Here is a 16,925-nt window from a genome sequence, read left to right as displayed (position 1 = left end):
CTAAGTGTCAAAAACTTTAATCAAAACGAATTAAAATAAATTCTGCGCCCAGCGTACCACATGCTCCCACATACGACCGATAAAGCCTGCCTGCTCGATGTCACTCGTCGCTACAATAGGAACTGAGGCGACTGCTTTACCATCGATGACTGCTAGCATTTTACCGATCTCTTGACCCTTTTTAATAGGGGCTTCTAAGCTTTCGGGAATATCAACTACAGTGGTAATTTTATTTCTTTGCGTTTTAGTGGTAAGAATCTGTAGATTATCACCCGTTGCCACATCGATCTCTTTGGCCTCACCAAACCATACAGGTAGCTTACTTACGAACTGTCCTGCTGGTGCTTTGGTGACGGTTGTGAAATGACCATAACCCCAATTGAGTAGCGCGCGCGATTGATCAGCGCGAGCCTGTTGACTTTCAGTACCCATAATGACAGATATCAGGCGCATATCATCACGATTGCTCGATGCTACCAAGCAATACCCTGCGGCATCAGTATGACCTGTCTTAAGACCATCTACGGTGCTGTCTGTCGCTAATAGCGCATTGCGATTGCCTTGAGTAATACCATTATAAGTAAACTCTTTTTCGGCATAAAGTTTATAGTAGTCGCCGCTATTTTTGATAATAGCGCGTGCCAATACAGCCAAATCAAGTGCTGAAGCTTTATGAGTCTCAGCAGGCATACCCGTTGGATTAACAAAATTGGTATTCTCCATACCTAATTTTTTGGCTTCCTCATTCATCAAAATAGCAAAGGATGCCTCAGAACCTGCGATATGCTCGGCCATGGCTGTAGAAGCATCATTACCTGATTGAATGATAATACCGCGCAACATATCGATGACACTGGCGGTCTTATTAACAGGGACATACATGCAAGATTGGCTGCTACTACCACGGCACCAAGCGTTCTCGCTCATGAGTACAGGTTCATCCTCAGACAAATCACCTGATGCTAAGCGCTGCTCGATAATATAGCTGGTCATCATTTTGGTCAATGAAGCTGGCGGCAGAGGCTGATTGGCGTTTTTTTGCGCCAGTATCTCGCCTGTGTTGTAATCCATTAACACATAGGCCGTATTGTCCATCGTAGGGGGAGTGATGGCGGCATGTACGGCGACTGTCCCCAAAGATACACTGACACCGATTACTAACTGTGCCAACTGTTGTTTTACACGCTTTACGCTCATAGATTATTTCACCACATTATAAGACTAGATGTGTCTAGAGTATGAGCTGCAATTGACCTTATTGGAATAAGAGATCAATTGTAAAAAATACTAGACGTAAGATTGACGCATCATCTTAGCAACTTAGTGGCTAAGGTGAAATGCATAACTACAAATAATTATTGCCGAAGAGAATAGTCTAAAAAGGCGCTATCATCAATAGGCAAATGAGCAATTTGCTCAAAGTTATTACTGATAATTATTTTACTACGTTTGTCTTATCGTGTCTGCGCTCATAAAAAAGCTTGCTGTACTTCTCAATAGGATGAGTAAGTAAACAGCAAGCTGAAATTAAAAATCAAATAATAGCACCAGCTCAATAAAATGTTGCTCTAGCTTAGCGAATTGATAGCCGCTAAACTAGTGCCTAAGCCTAACACGCTATGTGTAGTACGCTAGATTTAGTACTCTGCATTGGCTAAGTCTTCACAGATGGCTTTGTTATCTTGCTTAGAGAAGCTCATCGTCCAGCTACGAATACTTCGCAAAATCTGACGATAGTCTTGCTGAGTCGATAAGTATTGGATAGCTGATTTTGGGTCTTCAAGCGTTGGCATAAGCTCGTGCAAATGTACATTGTAAGACTTATAAAAGCGCTGCTTTTGATTGCCGTTTAACATAGGCGGGCAGATTTCAGATAGTACTTGCATAACCGCAATCTCGTGCTTAGTAATATTCATCCCCGACATATCAAGAGGAATAGTAGTACTTGAGTTCGGTGCCGCATAAGCTGCTTGGGATAGCATAGCGACAGAGGTGACCAATCCTGCTAAGCCAACTTTGGCTACAGCTTTCATTGCACTAGTAGAGAGAGTTTTGGACAGGGTTGAGACTATAGCTAACATTGGCTGATTATTCATTCAGTATCACACTCGCTTCGCATTATTTGATGCTGTTATGGTAATAGGAATAAAAACAAAAGTCACATATTATATTGACCGATGTGTAGATATATTGTGACCTGAAGGCCAATTATAGCAACATAACGGTAGCATGGACTAATAAGTTGCTTAAGCATTGCAGATAAGTTTGTATTGTTAAGACTTACTGTCTAATATAATCTATTTTTTGCTATTCTTGGTCCTAAATAACTACTCCAAACCCCTAAATTTATTGAAGATAGCTGTATTAAAATCAATATTTTATATATCTTCTTGCCTGTAGTTATCTATAATCTATCACCTGTAATTATTTACGAATCGTTATCTTAAAATCGTTATCTTAAATGCATACCTAAAAATAGGCACCTAAAAATAAGCACCTTAAACTTGTTCCTAAATACCAGCACGTGTTTTGATGCTATTATTGGCAGCCATAAATTTTATCAATGAATCTTTGAAAATAAATGTAGTGAGTCGCTATGAAGTTTTTGATCAGTAATGATGACGGTGTGCATGCGCCAGGTTTGCGCGCATTATACGAAGCGCTATCCAAAATAGGATCGGTCACTGTCGTCGCTCCTGATACTGAGCAAAGTGGCTGTGCTAGTGCGCTGAATATCTCGCAACCGCTATATACACAAACGCTAGAATCAGGGTTTATAGCGGTCAATGGTACGCCTGCCGATTGTATTTATTTAGCCCTGCAGCAGCTCTATTGCGCGACTGATTTTGACTGCGTGATTACTGGGATTAATTCAGGCGCTAATCTTGGGCAGGATGTGCTATTCTCAGGCACCTTTGGCGCCGCTTTGAGCGCTCAATTATTTGGCGTCCCAGCGATAGCGACTTCTTTAGTTGGTGCAAGTCATAGCAGAGCAGATCAATATAGTCGTTATCGGATGGCCGCCGCGCAAATCGTTGCGCTCATTACCGAGACCTCTATATTAAAGACTATCAAACAGATGCCCTATCATGTATTGAATGTTAACATTCCAGATGTCGCCAGTAGTGCTGATATTAAGGGGCGCAAAGTAACAAGTTTAGGTCATAGCTCAATCGCTAATCCTGTGCATTGTATGCTTGACCCTAGAGGGCGCGAGGCTTATTGGCTGTGTTTGCGTAAGGTGCCATATGTCAGATCTACCGCCATGATTTTGGCAACATCAGCCAATGATACCGATATTCAAGCGATAGCAGATGGCTTTATTAGCTTATCGCCTGTTAGAATACATCATACCCCAATAGACGCCTTAGCTAAGCTGTCGGCTTTGACGTTATAAAACAGTGTTAAGTCAATGCCTATGCAGCCCCTAATAAAAACACTAACTGCTATACTTAAGTGCCTCTAAATATAGCAAATTTACCAGTAATAACTCATGTAGAAAACAATGTAAAAAAATAGGACACCTCGTATGAAAAGATTCTCCCTTGGCTCATCATTAGCAACAGCAACCCTGACAAGTGCGTTTGCTATTAGCATCCTTACTATGAGCGGCTGTGCCACTAAACCCACTTATCAAAACAATCAGTCAGGCCCTACTATCATCACCAATAGCCAAGGAGTGCCTAACTATTATGTGGTAAAACGTGGTGATACGGTCAGTCAAATAGCTGAGCGCTACCGCTTAAGCTACCGTCAAATCGGTGCTATGAATGGTCTCGATAGTAAATATACTATTTATAGCGGCCAGAGGCTCGTACTATGGCAAGGCAATCAAGCGGTAGCCAGTATCTATAACAACAATGCGAACAACAATAGCAATCGTCAGCCTGTCAATTCAGCGCCCGTTTATACTGCGCCAGTACAAAACCAAGCACCAGCAGCCCCTGCCTATGAAAACACGGCCAACTCCACCTCAGGCTATGATTATCCAAGTACCAACCAAGTAGTGCGCAACTTTGACGCCTCAGCAGGTAATATGGGCATGTGGTTTGCAGGTAAGGTTGGCGATCCAGTCGTAGCCAGCCAAGGCGGTACGGTGCTGTATTCTGGCAACGGTCTCTCAGAGTATGGCAACTTGATTATGATCCGCCATAGCGATAATTATATTACCGCTTATGCGCATAATACCCAGCTATTAGTCAAAGAGGGTGAGCAGGTTCAAAAAGGTCAGCGCGTCGCTACTATGGGCAGCAGCGGTCAGTCCAATCAAGTCGGCTTAGAGTTTCAAGTGCGTCTAAATGGCAATCCTATCGATCCAAGATCTGTACTGGGTCGTTAGTTGATAGTAGTATGATTTATGGTAAATGAGAGCTGGAATAACGAGCTTAGTATTGATAAAGATAAGGTAAAGTTATCATTACGCGTACAGCATTTAATAATAGCGTTACTATTATTCGCCATATTTTATACCTTAACCAATACCTATAGCGCCGCAGTTTTTGATCGTTATCCTGAGCGTATTCATAGCTTAGCGATAACTATCGATAGCACAATACCTTTTAAACCTGCCATGATAGTGCCTTATAGCTGGTCAATGATAGTATTCATTGCCAGCTTTTTTATGGTACGTACTGCACGCCAGCTATCCGTATTGAGCGCGCGTTTGATCGTCGCCACTTTATTGGCCTGCTTAGTCTTCTATTTAATCCCAGCGCGTTTTAGTTTTATTCGTCCATTAACGATGGATTGGACGGCCTTTGGCTATCAGTTTTTAAACGCGACCGATAAGCCCTTTAATCAGCTGCCATCCTTACATGTCACTTATGCGCTGCTACTTGGCGTGTCCTTGTGGAGCGTAGTTAATAAAAAGTATAGTCGATATAAGTGGCGATTAGTCATCTATCGTTTAGCACTATCCATAGTCTGTATTTTAATCATTGCCTCAACGGTATTTACTTATCAGCATCATCTGCTCGATATAGTAGGTGGGTTTGTGCTGGCTGGTATAGTTCTGCTTATCGTGCATAAATTACAAAGCGCCTTGGTACTTAAATATCTAACAGTTGGCATGGGCGGGTTTTTATTAATAGCTATCGCTAGTTTTTTTATAGACAAATATTTTGCTATTAAATATTTTAGCATAGCCTTTGCCTGCTATTGGCTGGCTAGTTTTATGCTGCTGTCATGGCTCTATCAAGCGAATAATATTGAAGTCAATCAACGTTATTTGCGTAAAAACAGCGTTGGCAAATTAACGCTAAGCACTTGGTTAGCTTTTGCACCTGTTTTATTAGCCTATAAAATAATGTCGCATTTAGGTCAGCTTTATTTTGCTAATAAACAAAGTGAAATGGTTAACAGTACCCTTTGGCATACGATTGATAACAAGGTGCTAGTCTCTGCAAGTGCCCGCTTATCATCAGCTAAATTTATCAATAGTTTTATGCCAATTAGCTATAGATCAATGAATGATAACAGGGAAGCTAGCCAGCTAATCGTGGTTGATGTAGCCGCAGAGATTAATAGTCATTTATCAAAGCTTAATACTGTTATAGATAAAGACCGTGTTCAGACCGTTAATACGCATTACTTATATCTGCCGTTACTAGATTTACAACCGTTTAGTCGAGCAGATGTGCCACTATTAGGTGGTTTATTTAAGCAGATAGATAGTTTAATTAATAAGAGCAATGAGGCTAATCATAACTTATCGCAAGTGCCTCTTACTTTAATTAATTTTCATTGTGTGATGGGGTTCTCACGTAGTATCGCGATGCAGGTTTTGTATTTAGCATATTGTGATAAGCTAAGCGTAAATACTTATAAAAATTGGATAAATCAGCACTATCCTAATGCGCACTTGTCAGATATATATTTGCCTAATGACGTGATTAAAGCTATGACCAGTGCCAAAAACTTAGAATATTAACACCTAAACTATTAAAGCCTAAAATATTAAAACCTAAAACCGCAAGGTAACTATCAATAATGAGCGCAACTCTATTCGATACCCAAAATTATCAATACCCACAAAACTTTGCTGATATCAAGCCAAAGCTGGCACGTTTAGAGCAAGCTATTGAGAAGCTAGAGGCTAACCTAATTGATGCCGATGCTGATATGAATAAAAAGCTGTTTGAGCAGCGTTTAAGACATGATTTAGGCTTACAAGTCGATTACGCCAGCGAGCTAAACCCCAATCAATTATTAGCTGCGACTACCATTGACGGTAAGGTTTTAGTGATAGCTGGGGCAGGTTCGGGAAAGACCAAAACCTTGACTTATCGTACCAGCTATCTACTAGAAAACGGTATTGCGCCCAAGCAAATATTGCTATTGACCTTTACCCGTAAATCAGCTAACGAGATAAAAAGTCGCGCCAAGACTTTGCTGGCAAGTCGCTTGTCTGACGATGAGTTATCCGAAGATGTTCTACCGACGACTAAAACCTTAAATGATATTACTAGTGGCACTTTTCACTCATTCTGTAATAGACTACTGCGTCAGTACTCAGGTCTGCTAGGTATCAATCCGCGCTTTACCATCTTAGATACCGCTGATAGTGAAGATGCGATAGATCTGATATTTAAAGAAAAAAAGTACCCTGTGCAAACTAAAAAACAAGCGTTCCCACGTAAAAAGACGCTGCAAAATATCTTCTCAACTTCTCGAAATCGCCGTATTCATATTCGTGAGCTGATTGAGACTAACTATCCCGATATCGCCATCCATATCCCTATTATTGAACAGTTAGCGCTTGATTTTCATACTTATAAGCGCGCTAATCACCTCTATGATTTTGACGACATTATTAGTCAAGTGGTCAGCCATTTAAAAACCAACAGTAAGTTTAGAGCGCTGCTACAAGAGAATTATCGCTACATCATGGTCGATGAATATCAAGATACGAATATTCCGCAAAAGCAGTTGATAGATCTTATTGCCGCGCCAGCTTCGGTGTCGCTCATGGTCGTCGGTGATGATAACCAAAGCATCTATGCCTTTCGCGGGGCTAATTATGAGAATATCTTACTGTTTGGTGAGACTTATCCAGAAGCACAATTGATTAAGCTGGAGCAAAATTATCGCAGCACGCCTGCGGTGCTCGACTATATCAATGGCTTATCGGAGCAGATTACGCTTGGCTATCAAAAGCAGCTGTACTCTAATATGGCGATAGCAGGGCAAAAGCCTATATTTAGCCGTCTAAGTGATGAGACCCGTGAGGCGAAATATATCGCCAATAAAATCGTTGAGCATAAGCCTGACTATGACTATAAAGACTTTGCAATACTCTGTCGTACCTCTTTTGGATCTAACTATGTGCAGTTAGAGCTGATGGAGCGCCATATTCCCTTTATCGTCGTTGGTGGTATTAAATTCGTTGAGAGACGGCATATAAAAGACGTCTTAGCTTTTGTCAAAATACTCTACAACCCAAATGACGCGATCGCTTGGCATCGAATTTTGACCCTGTTTCGTGGCGTCGGTGGAGTGACTGCTACTAAATTGACTCAAGCGATTAACACTGATAATAATTCATTTGAACCATTGCGAGCTAAAGCCTTTACCAAAAAAAGCGCTCAGCTTGAGCCTTTATATACGGTATTAACCAAAGCTAGCCAAGCAGAGTCCGTTGAAACCGTCATTGAGGATATTTTAGAGTTCTATATTCCACTGCTAAAAACGATTGAGGAAAATTGGCGCGAGCGCTCCGAGGATTTTCGCGTACTCAAAAATTTAGCCAATGAGCATAATAGTCTCGATAATTTCTTAGAGAATTTAGCGCTTGATCCACCCAATGACTCAATCGCAGCAACCGATAATGTGAATAAGGATAGTGATGATAAGGATAAAGTCACGATCTCGACCATTCATAGCTCGAAAGGTCTTGAGTGGCCAGTGGTATTTGTCAATTCACTGGTCGATGGCATGACTCCGCATCATCGCTCTATCGATGACTTTGAGGAGTTGGAGGAAGAGCGTAAACTATTCTATGTGGCGTGTAGTCGTGCGAAAACTCGCCTGTATCTCACTGCGCCTGATTACTTTGCCAGTTATTCAGGGTACTTTGATAAGCCCTCACGATTTATCGCCGAGCTGTCTGCGGATAAGGTTGAGATAGAAATAGCTAAATTGCATAAAGAGAGTAGTGATCCTGTTTGGTGGTAGGAAATAGATATAATCATTAAACCCTAATGCCCAACCGTCTGCGAGAACACATTAATCACCACCACACCCAAGATAATCAGACCAATACCGATAATCGCTGGTATATCGATGCTTTGCTTGAATATAACCAGTCCAATGATAGCCGTCAGCACAATACCAACACCACCCCAAATTGCATAAGCGATGCCTAGTGGAATTGTCCTTAAAGTCTGAGTCAAAAAGTAGAACGAGCAGACATACAGCAAGGCTGTGAGTAGGGTAGGCACTAGACGAGTGAACTGCTCAGACTTGACCAAAAAGGTTGTGCCAAGCACTTCAAAGATAATGGCCAGCATCAAAAAGCCGTAGCCAATTAGGACAGGGTTCATTAGGTGCTGCTCCCGCTATTTTTGCATCGTTTGAATAGCATATTCATAGCGCTGCATTATAAACCAAAACATCACCCAAAAACCTCAAACTGTCAGCTCTATCGTGAGCTTATTGATCTGCCAATGATAGAGCTTGATTTGGTTTATGGCGCTTCAGTCGTCCCATATTTCGTATTGAAATATAGTATAGCTGATGTCGGTTGATTTGCGGTAGACTGAGTCGCCGCCAAGCTAAATAGATTGGATTGGATCGTACCATTAGTATCATAAGCTACGGTCGGGCTAGTCACAGAGGTTGGTAAGAATAGCGGCGTTGGTCGATGGAATCGTGAAGTGACTGGGGAGGTTTGTAGCACATCACTAATGCGCACCTGCTGAAGACCGATATGACCGCGATTATAAGCTTGTATGCGATAAGCAATACAGTTACCTGGCTTGATATCACTGATAGGGTTGATGCTAAAACCTTCGGTTGGATCAGTGCTATTAGTAACACTTTGATAGTTCAAACTATTATTACACTCATGGACGTACTGTGATTTTATCAATACTAAGGCGGCGTTATCAGCTCGTACTTCACCGAAGTCTAGATTGCGAGAGCCGTTACTCTCAGTCTTATAGTTATAGACATTGTTGATCAAAGTCACCTCACGCTTGTTAGGTGTGGTGTCTATAGTATACGGCCATGAGCTTGGCTCATTCTCAATGAGACAGACCTTAGTCATGTTGGTAAGTGCGCTCGCTGGTACTGTAAAGCTATATCTGCCTCTGGTGGCTTGAACGTCGGACACCAGTTGCGGATTGGATGAGGTGGTGGCGATGTCACTACCATTACAGTTCGTCAAACGTATTTGTAAGTTACTGTCATAGATACCAGATTCAGTGGCATTATCAAAAACACCATTAAAGTAGCTGCCGTTATTTATAAAAGTAGACGATATATTTTGTCTATTATTGCTACTCGCTGTGATACCACCGTTGTCATTGAAGACGATGCCTGAGAACACATAATTCGGACTATTGGTGATAGTACAAGTAATTTCATCACCATAGGTAGCATTAGCCAGCGTAAATGAGCGCGTATTGTTGTTTGCATCATAGGTCATTGATCCGCTAGACACGTTGACGATGCTACCTGTAGTCTCGTTATTGCAGGTATAAGTCGCGTTATAACTGGCTATATCAGCAAGCGTTGTGCTATTACTTAGGCGTTCGGTAATGGTATAGCTGGTGTTTTCTTTTAAGCTGAGCGTTGCGCTACTATTATTATTGACGGCTGAACCTGTCCCTGACGTCGTAAAGCTATTAGCAGCGATCGAGCCTCCTGTCACTGCTATACTGAACTGATCATTATTAGCGACACGAGGGCCACTCAATTGCTTTTTGACAATTAACTTTGGCGGGGCAAGACAGAAGAAAAAGTCAGAATAGGCAGCAGCGTGTGCGCTATCGGTTTGTGTAAAGGTATTGATATGCTTCATATTGAGAGCGATATTAGCAAGATTGTAGGTCCAACTCGCATCTATCGTACATCCTCCAGTACCACAGTTCTCCCCTGAGCGGGCAGTTACGACATCACCCGCTGGATTTCTAGTATGAAAGTTTGAATTAAAAGTTAATTGGCCTTGGTTAGCAGAGACATCAGCCTCTTCGATATAAGGCACTCGCCTTCTACTAATCGTAGAATCCAAATCTTGTATCTTATAGCCCACTTTACTCACTGATCTATTGACACTCACATCTAGACTATGGTTTGTTTTAGCTGATGGAGAATCATGGACCAAGTTTATTCCATTAGTAGTAGCACCATTTATGCTTCCATAAAATGGCGGAGTACCACCAAAACCGTTATTCAAATCTAATAAAATAGGAAATTCGATTATAAAGTTTTTAACTCCTGAGCTTTCTGAAAATGCAAAAGTTCGGCTAGAGTTGCCAGCAGTCCAATTAAGTGCCTGAAAGGTTACAGGTTTATCTACAGTCGAAGCGGGAGGGTTTGCGCCGATGTAATACATTTTATGATTAATAGGGCAAGTACCTGGGCTAGAGGTTGCAGTGGATGCAAAATTTGCATGAGCGGAATTAAAGCCAGCCCCAGCTAACAGAGCAAATAGAGTCACTTTTGGTAGTATCTGAAGACCTAGGTATTTCCTGACTATCATTTCATAACCTCTTCGATGTTTTATTAAGTTAAAATATATCACTAATATAAGCATAGTGTATAAGAACAGTAAATGTCTATCAGTATACTTTGGCCTAAAGCCTATATATCCCTAGTTTGAACGACTTTATTATGCGTTTTAATAAAATCAAACCAAATATTGTTAGTTAAATGTTGCAATAATTGCGCCAACTAATAGCCAATAAATATGAGAAGTTATCATTTTTTATATAGGGTTACAGCTAGTCAAAAACACCTACAAAATCTTCGTTAACCTAGGCGCGCTTTTATCTAAAAACAATCGTCAACTTAATAAATGAGTAATCGCATTAACCAAAATAATCAACAATAACTAAAAGTATGGAGTAACAAAAATATCTGTTAAATATGGGTTCCCTAATTGATAAGTTCGCGTTACTATCACCTCTGCATTTAGAGATATGAATGGCTACTGTTAGCGATTATTTATTGCCTTATTTATTGCCCTATTATTAGCCGCGGTAGCATTGATCAGATTTTAATACCTATTATTAGTACTTCAAAAGGATATGTTATGCGTTATGACGTTATTGTTATCGGTGCCGGCATGGTTGGTACTTCTGCGGCTTGGCATCTACAAAAAAACAATTCAAAAGTTTTGATGCTCGATCGCAAATTACCAGGGCTTGAAACCTCTTACGGTAATGCAGGCTTGATTCAACGTGAAGCGATCCATACTCATCCTTTCCCGCGTCAGCTTACTGAATTGGTCAGAGTTATGCCCAATCAAGGCACTGATATCCGTTATCGTATACCAGCCATCTTGCGTTATCACCAAGCCTTACTGAAGTATTGGAAGTACTCAGCACCTGCTATGGTTAAGCAGATTGAGAGTGAATGGCAAACGCTGATTGAGCATTGTACCAGTGAGCATCAGACAATGATTGAGGCTTCAGGTGCCGATGAGCTGATTACTCGCGATGGCTGGCTGCAATTACATCGTTCCAATGAGACGCTCAAGATAGCTGCTGATACGGCTATCCTTGATCGCGAGCAGGGCGTTGAGCATAAAGTACTGAGCTTAGATGAGCTTAAGGCTATGGAGCCAAATGCCAACTTTGATGGCTTTGTCGGTGCTATTCATTGGTTGAATTCTTGGCAGGTGTCTAACCCAAGCTTACTGGTCAAAGCTTATGCTAAAAACTTTGAGCAGATGGGAGGGGAAATAAAAGAAACCAACGTTAAAGAGATTACTCCTGATTCGGATAACGATAACAATGGCTGGAGAGTCGTCACCGATAGCGAGACTTATTACTGTGATGATTTGGTAGTAGCCGCAGGACCTTGGTCGAATGAGTTGATCAAACCCTTAGGTTATAATTTGCCATTATTCCCTATGCGTGGCTATCATCAGCACTTCAAAGTCAGTGCCAAAAATACGATTCATCATAGTATGTTCGACATGGACAAAGGCTTTGTGATGGGGCCGATGCAGCAAGGCATTCGTATCACAACAGGTGCTGAGATGACCACGATGGATGCACCAAAGAATTTTGGTCAGCTCAAGACCGTACTCAAGCTAGCGCGAAAAATCTTGCCATTAGACGAGGCGGTTGAGAGTGAAGCATGGGCAGGATCGCGCCCTTGTATGCCAGATATGAAGCCCGTTATTGGCCCTGCGCTCAAACATGATAAGTTATGGTTTGCCTTTGGTCACAGTCATCAAGGCTTTACACTTGGGCCGATTACGGGTCGTCTGGTTGAAGAGCTGATTCACGATAAGCCTACAACCGTAGATGTTGAACCTTTCAATGCGCAGCGTTTTTCTAAATAAATCTAGGGCGTGTTGAACATTCACAAGAAGGCACTGTCGAATGTTCAACACGCCCTAATAAACAATATAATTAGGATACATTATGATTAAAAAGTTACATAGCACTCAGCGTATGAGTAGAACGGTCATTCACAATCAGACCATTTATTTATGTGGTCAAGTGGGTAATGCAGAAGATGATATCAAAGCACAAACGCTCACTTGTCTTGAAAAAGTAGAGAGTCTATTGAACGAAGTTGGCAGCGATAAATCAAAGATGCTATCGGCTACGGTTTGGATTAAGAGTATGTCAGACTTTGCCGCGATGAATGAAGTGTGGGATAAGTGGTTTGAAGGCGTACAGCCACCTGCACGCGCTTGCGGCGAGTCAGCGCTGGCGCGTCCTGAGCTGTTGGTAGAAGTGACGGTTATCGCAGCGGAATAGCTTAAGTTTAATTAAGTAGGTTTGATTGCTTGCTTTAATGGCATAGTTTTAGTAGTGTAAAATAAAAAGGACATCATAGTAGTATGGTGTCCTTCTTTTGCCTTGACGTTTTACAGGCTCATCATAAGTAATTACTCCTAAATTAACTATCAGCCTTTAAAGCTGCTGCCCTAAACGAATAGTCGCGGCAATATTTTTAGCCGTAGTTTCGATATTACTATAAGCATTATTTAAGATGTTTTCTAAAGCATCTAGCTTTTGAATGCTCGGCATCACCACATCGAACTGACTGTTGTTTTTTAGATCTAGATCATTCAGTCCTAGACCATCTACACTGCCACAGATTGCGATAACAGGTTTATTATTCGTTTTTGCCAGTTGACTAATACCGCTGGCGACTTTACCCATAGCCGTTTGTGCGTCAAGCTTGCCTTCGCCTGTAATAACTAAGTCTGCATCGGCAATATGCTCAGCTAGATTGACCGCATGAGCGACAGTGTCAAAGCCGGACTGCAATTGCGCATTGCAAAAGCTCATTAAAGCAAAGCCGAGGCCACCTGCTGCACCTGCGCCTGCTGTATCTTGACAGTTTTTGTAGCGGTTTCGACTATTTTTGTTTTGCTCATCTTTATGCGGCTCATTTCTATGTTTGTTACAGACTACCGCAAAGTTATTTAAAGCATTATCAAGCATCACAACTTGCTCAGGATTTGCCCCTTTTTGCGGGCCAAAAATAGCGCTGGTACCCAATTCGCCGCACAATGGATTAGTCACGTCACAGGCGACTGCAAAAACCGTGTCTAAAACCTTTGGATTAAATTTTCTCTCGTCTATATGTTGCAGGCGAGCAAGTTGCAATCCGCCTTGTGCTAAAGAGTCACCATCGTAATCATAGAACATGATACCTAGTGCCATAAGCATGCCTAAACCTGCATCGTTAGTGCTACTGCCGCCAAGACCGATGATAATGCGTTTAGCGCCTTCATCTAGCGCATCTGCAATCATCTCACCGACCCCGAAGCTGCTAGTGCTCAAAGGGTTTCTCTCATTGACAGTTAGCAGATGCAAACCGCAAGCTTGAGCGATTTCTATCACTGCCGTAGCATCAGGTAATAGTAAATACTTTGCTATGATGGGTTGCATCATGGGGTCATGAACGCGTACTTCTTTCCAGCGTCCACCAAGAGCGTAAGATAAGACAGCAGAGGTGCCATCGCCGCCGTCTGCCATGGGTAATAAAGTATAATTAGCGTCAGGGAATACTTGAGTAAACCCTGACTTTATAGCGCGGCATACCTCAAGGGCGTTTAGGCTTTCTTTAAAGGAGTCAGGAGCGATTAGAATTTTCATAAATGACTCTGTTGTTAGGTTAGTTTTCAAGGCTTAAGTTTATCAATCATAGCATTAAAATCGGTATAATCTGCTACCATAGCTCGCGCTTTTTTGATCTATACCATTTGTTTATTATTGGGATAATCCTTTGTCTACTTTTATTGCCCCCAAGATTATTAAATTGGCTAATGAGCCATTACAGCAGCAGCTACAACAGATCTTAGATAATAAAACTAAGCCACAAGGATCGCTTGGGCGATTAGAGACTTTGGCTATACAAATCGGCATGATTCAAGGAGTGATGACACCGAACATTGATCAGCCACAAATCCGCGTGTTCGCCGCAGATCACGGCTTGACCAAACACGGTACATCCGCGTATCCAAGCAGTGTGACCGCGCAAATGGTAGTGAACTTTTTGACAGGTGGCGCGGCTATTAATGTCTTAGCGCGTCAGCATAATATCGAGCTAAAAGTAGTCGATGCTGGGGTAGCGGTAGACTTTGCAAGCTTTAATATCGATCTTACGCAATTGCTCGACTATAAAGTGCGCATGGGTAGTCGTGATGCGCTAAGCGAGCCTGCGATGACGAATGCAGAATGTCAGCTTGCTTTAAATAACGGTATAGAGGTGGCCAAAACATTAACAGGTAATTTGTTAATCGTCGGTGAAATGGGCATTGGCAATACCTCAGCGGCAAGCTTGCTACTGGCTAGGCTTGGCAATTTGCCTATCGCTGAGTGTATCGGACGTGGTACGGGTCTAGATGATGCAGGAATGCAGCATAAAGAGCTTATTTTGACGCAAGTATTACAGCGTCATAGTGAGGCAAAATCACCTACAGAAACATTGGCGGCACTGGGTGGTCTGGAAATTGCCATGATGGCAGGTGCTTTAATACAAGCGGCTAGCGATAGGCGTGTGTTATTGATCGATGGCTTTATCGCCAGCGTAGCGCTATTGGTCGCGGAACGTCTTGCGCCAGGCGTTTTGCAATATGCCGTATTTGCGCACCATTCGGTCGAGCTAGGACACGCGCAATTGCTCAAATTACTAGGCGCTGAGCCATTACTCGATATGCAAATGCGCTTAGGCGAGGGTAGCGGCGCGGTATTAGCTTATCCACTATTACAATCGGCTTGTGCCATTATTAATGAGATGGCAAGCTTTAGTGATGCAGGTGTCAGTGAGAAAAACAACAGTGAGAAAAACAACTAATGTCATCGTTGTTTAAGCGTATACACTATGAAGCCCGCTTAGTACTAGTCGCTATTCAGTTTTTGACCCGTATACCCGTGCCCTCATTTGACCATTATGATCCGCAATGGCTGCATCAGAGTAGTCGGCACTTTCCAGCGGTTGGGTTATTGGTCGGCGTGCTGTGCGCGGTGGTGTTTTGGCTGGCAAGCTTGCTGTTTAGTCCGTTAGTGGCTGCGGTTGCCAGTACGGTCTTTAGTATTAAGTTAACCGGTGCGTTTCATGAAGATGGTCTTGCCGATACTTGCGATGGTCTCGGCGGTGGTCTGACTCGTGCGCGTACTTTGGAGATTATGAAGGACTCGCGGTTAGGGACTTACGGGGTTTTGGGCTTGGTTTCAGCGCTACTGTTAAAGATAACTCTACTCGCTACTATGCCTGTGCTGGTAGCGATAGCGGCATTAATTATCGCTCATAGTGCCTCGCGGCTTTTATGTATCAGTCTGATAGCGCTACTACCTTATGGCGGCGAGCTGGAACATGCCAAGGCCAAACCTATGGCGCAGCAGCTAACGCTGCAACAAGCATTATTTGCTAGTGGTTGGGTCATATTGGCTATTATTCTAGTGCTAGCCCTATTCCCTCAGATTATCCAGCTGATCAGTATTTGGCAAGTATTATTAGCGATTATGCTAGCCCTTATCGCTACAGACTATATGCGGCGCTTATTACGTAGGCGCTTAGGCGGCTATACTGGGGATGGATTGGGTGCGACACAGCAGCTTAGCGAAGTGGCTATTTATGCAGGGCTTGCAGTAACGCTACCTTTTTAAAAAAGTTTAAGGCTGACCATGACCTTGTATATTTGGCGACATCCCAAGCCACTGGCAGCTCAGGGCATTTGTCTTGGGCAGACCGATATGGCTGTCGATACGCGTAAGCTCAAACGCCTTGCTAATCAGATTCAGCGCTTCGTCCGTATGAATCAGTTGCCCAAAGTGATTTGGGTCAGTCCGCTACAGCGCTCACAAAAGGTTGGGCAACTTTTACAAAAACGAGGTTTTACCTGTCATATCGCCACTGAGCTATCTGAGCTAAATTTTGGCGCGTGGGATGGCCTGTATTGGACGCAAATACCGAAGCGAGAGATTGACGATTGGTGCGAGAGTTTTGCGACTTTTGCCCCTGACAATGGTGAGATGTTGCAGCAGTTATTTAATCGGGTTGAGGAGTGGTTGAAGGCGCGAGCATCAGAGAATAGCGCTATACTAGCCGTCGGTCATGCAGGCTGGATTAATGCGGCTAAGATGATCACTAATGGGCAAGAGGTACCGAGTTTAGCTATCGATTGGCCAAGGGCAGTCGCTTATAATGAGTTAAGTGTCTTTGATTTGTCAGGGGAATTACCAAAGGAATTATCAAAATCGTTTAGATAGATTGCATAAAACTAATATAAT

At 42.5% G+C, this 16,925-nt stretch carries 14 protein-coding genes; 9 read left to right on the top strand and 5 right to left on the bottom strand.

Annotated features, from left to right (window positions below; all coding sequences use genetic code 11):
* Positions 1-30: 30 nt before the first annotated feature.
* Both Q9G97_RS08250 and Q9G97_RS08245 read right to left on the bottom strand, forming a co-directional pair.
* On the bottom strand, positions 31-1,197 hold the full coding sequence (locus Q9G97_RS08250) for a D-alanyl-D-alanine carboxypeptidase family protein (protein ID WP_305898407.1): 1,167 nt from the start codon (positions 1,195-1,197) through the stop codon (positions 31-33).
* A gap of 440 nt (positions 1,198-1,637) precedes the next feature.
* On the bottom strand, positions 1,638-2,096 hold the full coding sequence (locus tag Q9G97_RS08245) for an MCR_0457 family protein (RefSeq protein WP_201569380.1): 459 nt from the start codon (positions 2,094-2,096) through the stop codon (positions 1,638-1,640).
* A 500-nt stretch (positions 2,097-2,596) separates the two neighbouring features.
* Between Q9G97_RS08245 and surE the strand changes: the two genes are divergently transcribed.
* The 4 genes from surE (at position 2,597) to Q9G97_RS08225 (ending at position 8,172) form a co-directional block, all read left to right on the top strand.
* The gene (surE, locus tag Q9G97_RS08240) at positions 2,597-3,397 is read left to right on the top strand and encodes a 5'/3'-nucleotidase SurE (protein ID WP_305898406.1); all 801 of its coding nucleotides are present in this window, start codon (positions 2,597-2,599) and stop codon (positions 3,395-3,397) included.
* Between the two features lie 132 nt (positions 3,398-3,529).
* Entirely contained in the window at positions 3,530-4,339 is an 810-nt protein-coding gene (locus tag Q9G97_RS08235) for a peptidoglycan DD-metalloendopeptidase family protein (protein WP_201569376.1), read from the top strand.
* Positions 4,340-4,357: 18 nt separating this feature from the next.
* Entirely contained in the window at positions 4,358-5,929 is a 1,572-nt protein-coding gene (locus Q9G97_RS08230) for a phosphatase PAP2 family protein (protein ID WP_305898405.1), read from the top strand.
* Positions 5,930-5,988: 59 nt separating this feature from the next.
* Entirely contained in the window at positions 5,989-8,172 is a 2,184-nt protein-coding gene (locus tag Q9G97_RS08225) for an ATP-dependent helicase (RefSeq protein WP_305898404.1), read from the top strand.
* A gap of 23 nt (positions 8,173-8,195) precedes the next feature.
* Here Q9G97_RS08225 and Q9G97_RS08220 read toward each other — a convergent pair whose 3' ends face one another.
* Together Q9G97_RS08220 and Q9G97_RS08215 are read right to left on the bottom strand one after the other, a co-directional pair.
* A complete protein-coding gene (locus tag Q9G97_RS08220; protein ID WP_305898403.1) occupies positions 8,196-8,540 on the bottom strand; it encodes a multidrug efflux SMR transporter in 345 nt (114 codons plus the stop codon).
* A 143-nt stretch (positions 8,541-8,683) separates the two neighbouring features.
* Entirely contained in the window at positions 8,684-10,702 is a 2,019-nt protein-coding gene (locus tag Q9G97_RS08215; protein WP_305898402.1) for a hypothetical protein, read from the bottom strand.
* A 552-nt stretch (positions 10,703-11,254) separates the two neighbouring features.
* Between Q9G97_RS08215 and Q9G97_RS08210 the strand changes: the two genes are divergently transcribed.
* Both Q9G97_RS08210 and Q9G97_RS08205 read left to right on the top strand, forming a co-directional pair.
* Positions 11,255-12,514 (top strand): FAD-binding oxidoreductase, encoded by a 1,260-nt coding sequence (locus Q9G97_RS08210; RefSeq protein WP_305898401.1) that lies wholly within the window; start codon positions 11,255-11,257, stop codon positions 12,512-12,514.
* A gap of 85 nt (positions 12,515-12,599) precedes the next feature.
* The gene (locus Q9G97_RS08205) at positions 12,600-12,938 is read left to right on the top strand and encodes a RidA family protein (protein ID WP_201573524.1); all 339 of its coding nucleotides are present in this window, start codon (positions 12,600-12,602) and stop codon (positions 12,936-12,938) included.
* A gap of 156 nt (positions 12,939-13,094) precedes the next feature.
* Here the strand turns inward: Q9G97_RS08205 and Q9G97_RS08200 are convergent, their stop codons facing one another.
* A complete protein-coding gene (locus Q9G97_RS08200; RefSeq protein ID WP_305898399.1) occupies positions 13,095-14,288 on the bottom strand; it encodes a glycerate kinase in 1,194 nt (397 codons plus the stop codon).
* Positions 14,289-14,418: 130 nt separating this feature from the next.
* Here Q9G97_RS08200 and cobT point away from each other — a divergent pair, with 130 nt between their 5' ends.
* The 3 genes from cobT to Q9G97_RS08185 are packed head-to-tail and all read left to right on the top strand — an operon-like array spanning position 14,419 to position 16,904.
* Complete coding sequence (gene cobT, locus Q9G97_RS08195; RefSeq protein ID WP_305898398.1) at positions 14,419-15,489, top strand: nicotinate-nucleotide--dimethylbenzimidazole phosphoribosyltransferase; 1,071 nt, start codon at positions 14,419-14,421, stop codon at positions 15,487-15,489.
* Entirely contained in the window at positions 15,489-16,301 is an 813-nt protein-coding gene (cobS, locus tag Q9G97_RS08190; protein ID WP_305898397.1) for an adenosylcobinamide-GDP ribazoletransferase, read from the top strand. The genes cobT and cobS overlap by 1 nt, the downstream gene beginning before the upstream one ends.
* Positions 16,302-16,319: 18 nt before the next feature.
* Positions 16,320-16,904 carry a histidine phosphatase family protein gene (locus tag Q9G97_RS08185; protein WP_201569355.1) on the top strand — a complete coding sequence of 195 codons (585 nt, stop codon included), beginning with the start codon at positions 16,320-16,322 and terminating at the stop codon, positions 16,902-16,904.
* The last annotated feature ends 21 nt before the right edge of the window (positions 16,905-16,925 follow it).

This window comes from Psychrobacter sp. M13 (assembly GCF_030718935.1).
GTDB classification, from domain to species: domain Bacteria; phylum Pseudomonadota; class Gammaproteobacteria; order Pseudomonadales; family Moraxellaceae; genus Psychrobacter; species Psychrobacter immobilis_G.
Note: the sequence above shows the minus strand (reverse complement) of the source record. Positions and strands in the feature narration are given on the sequence as shown.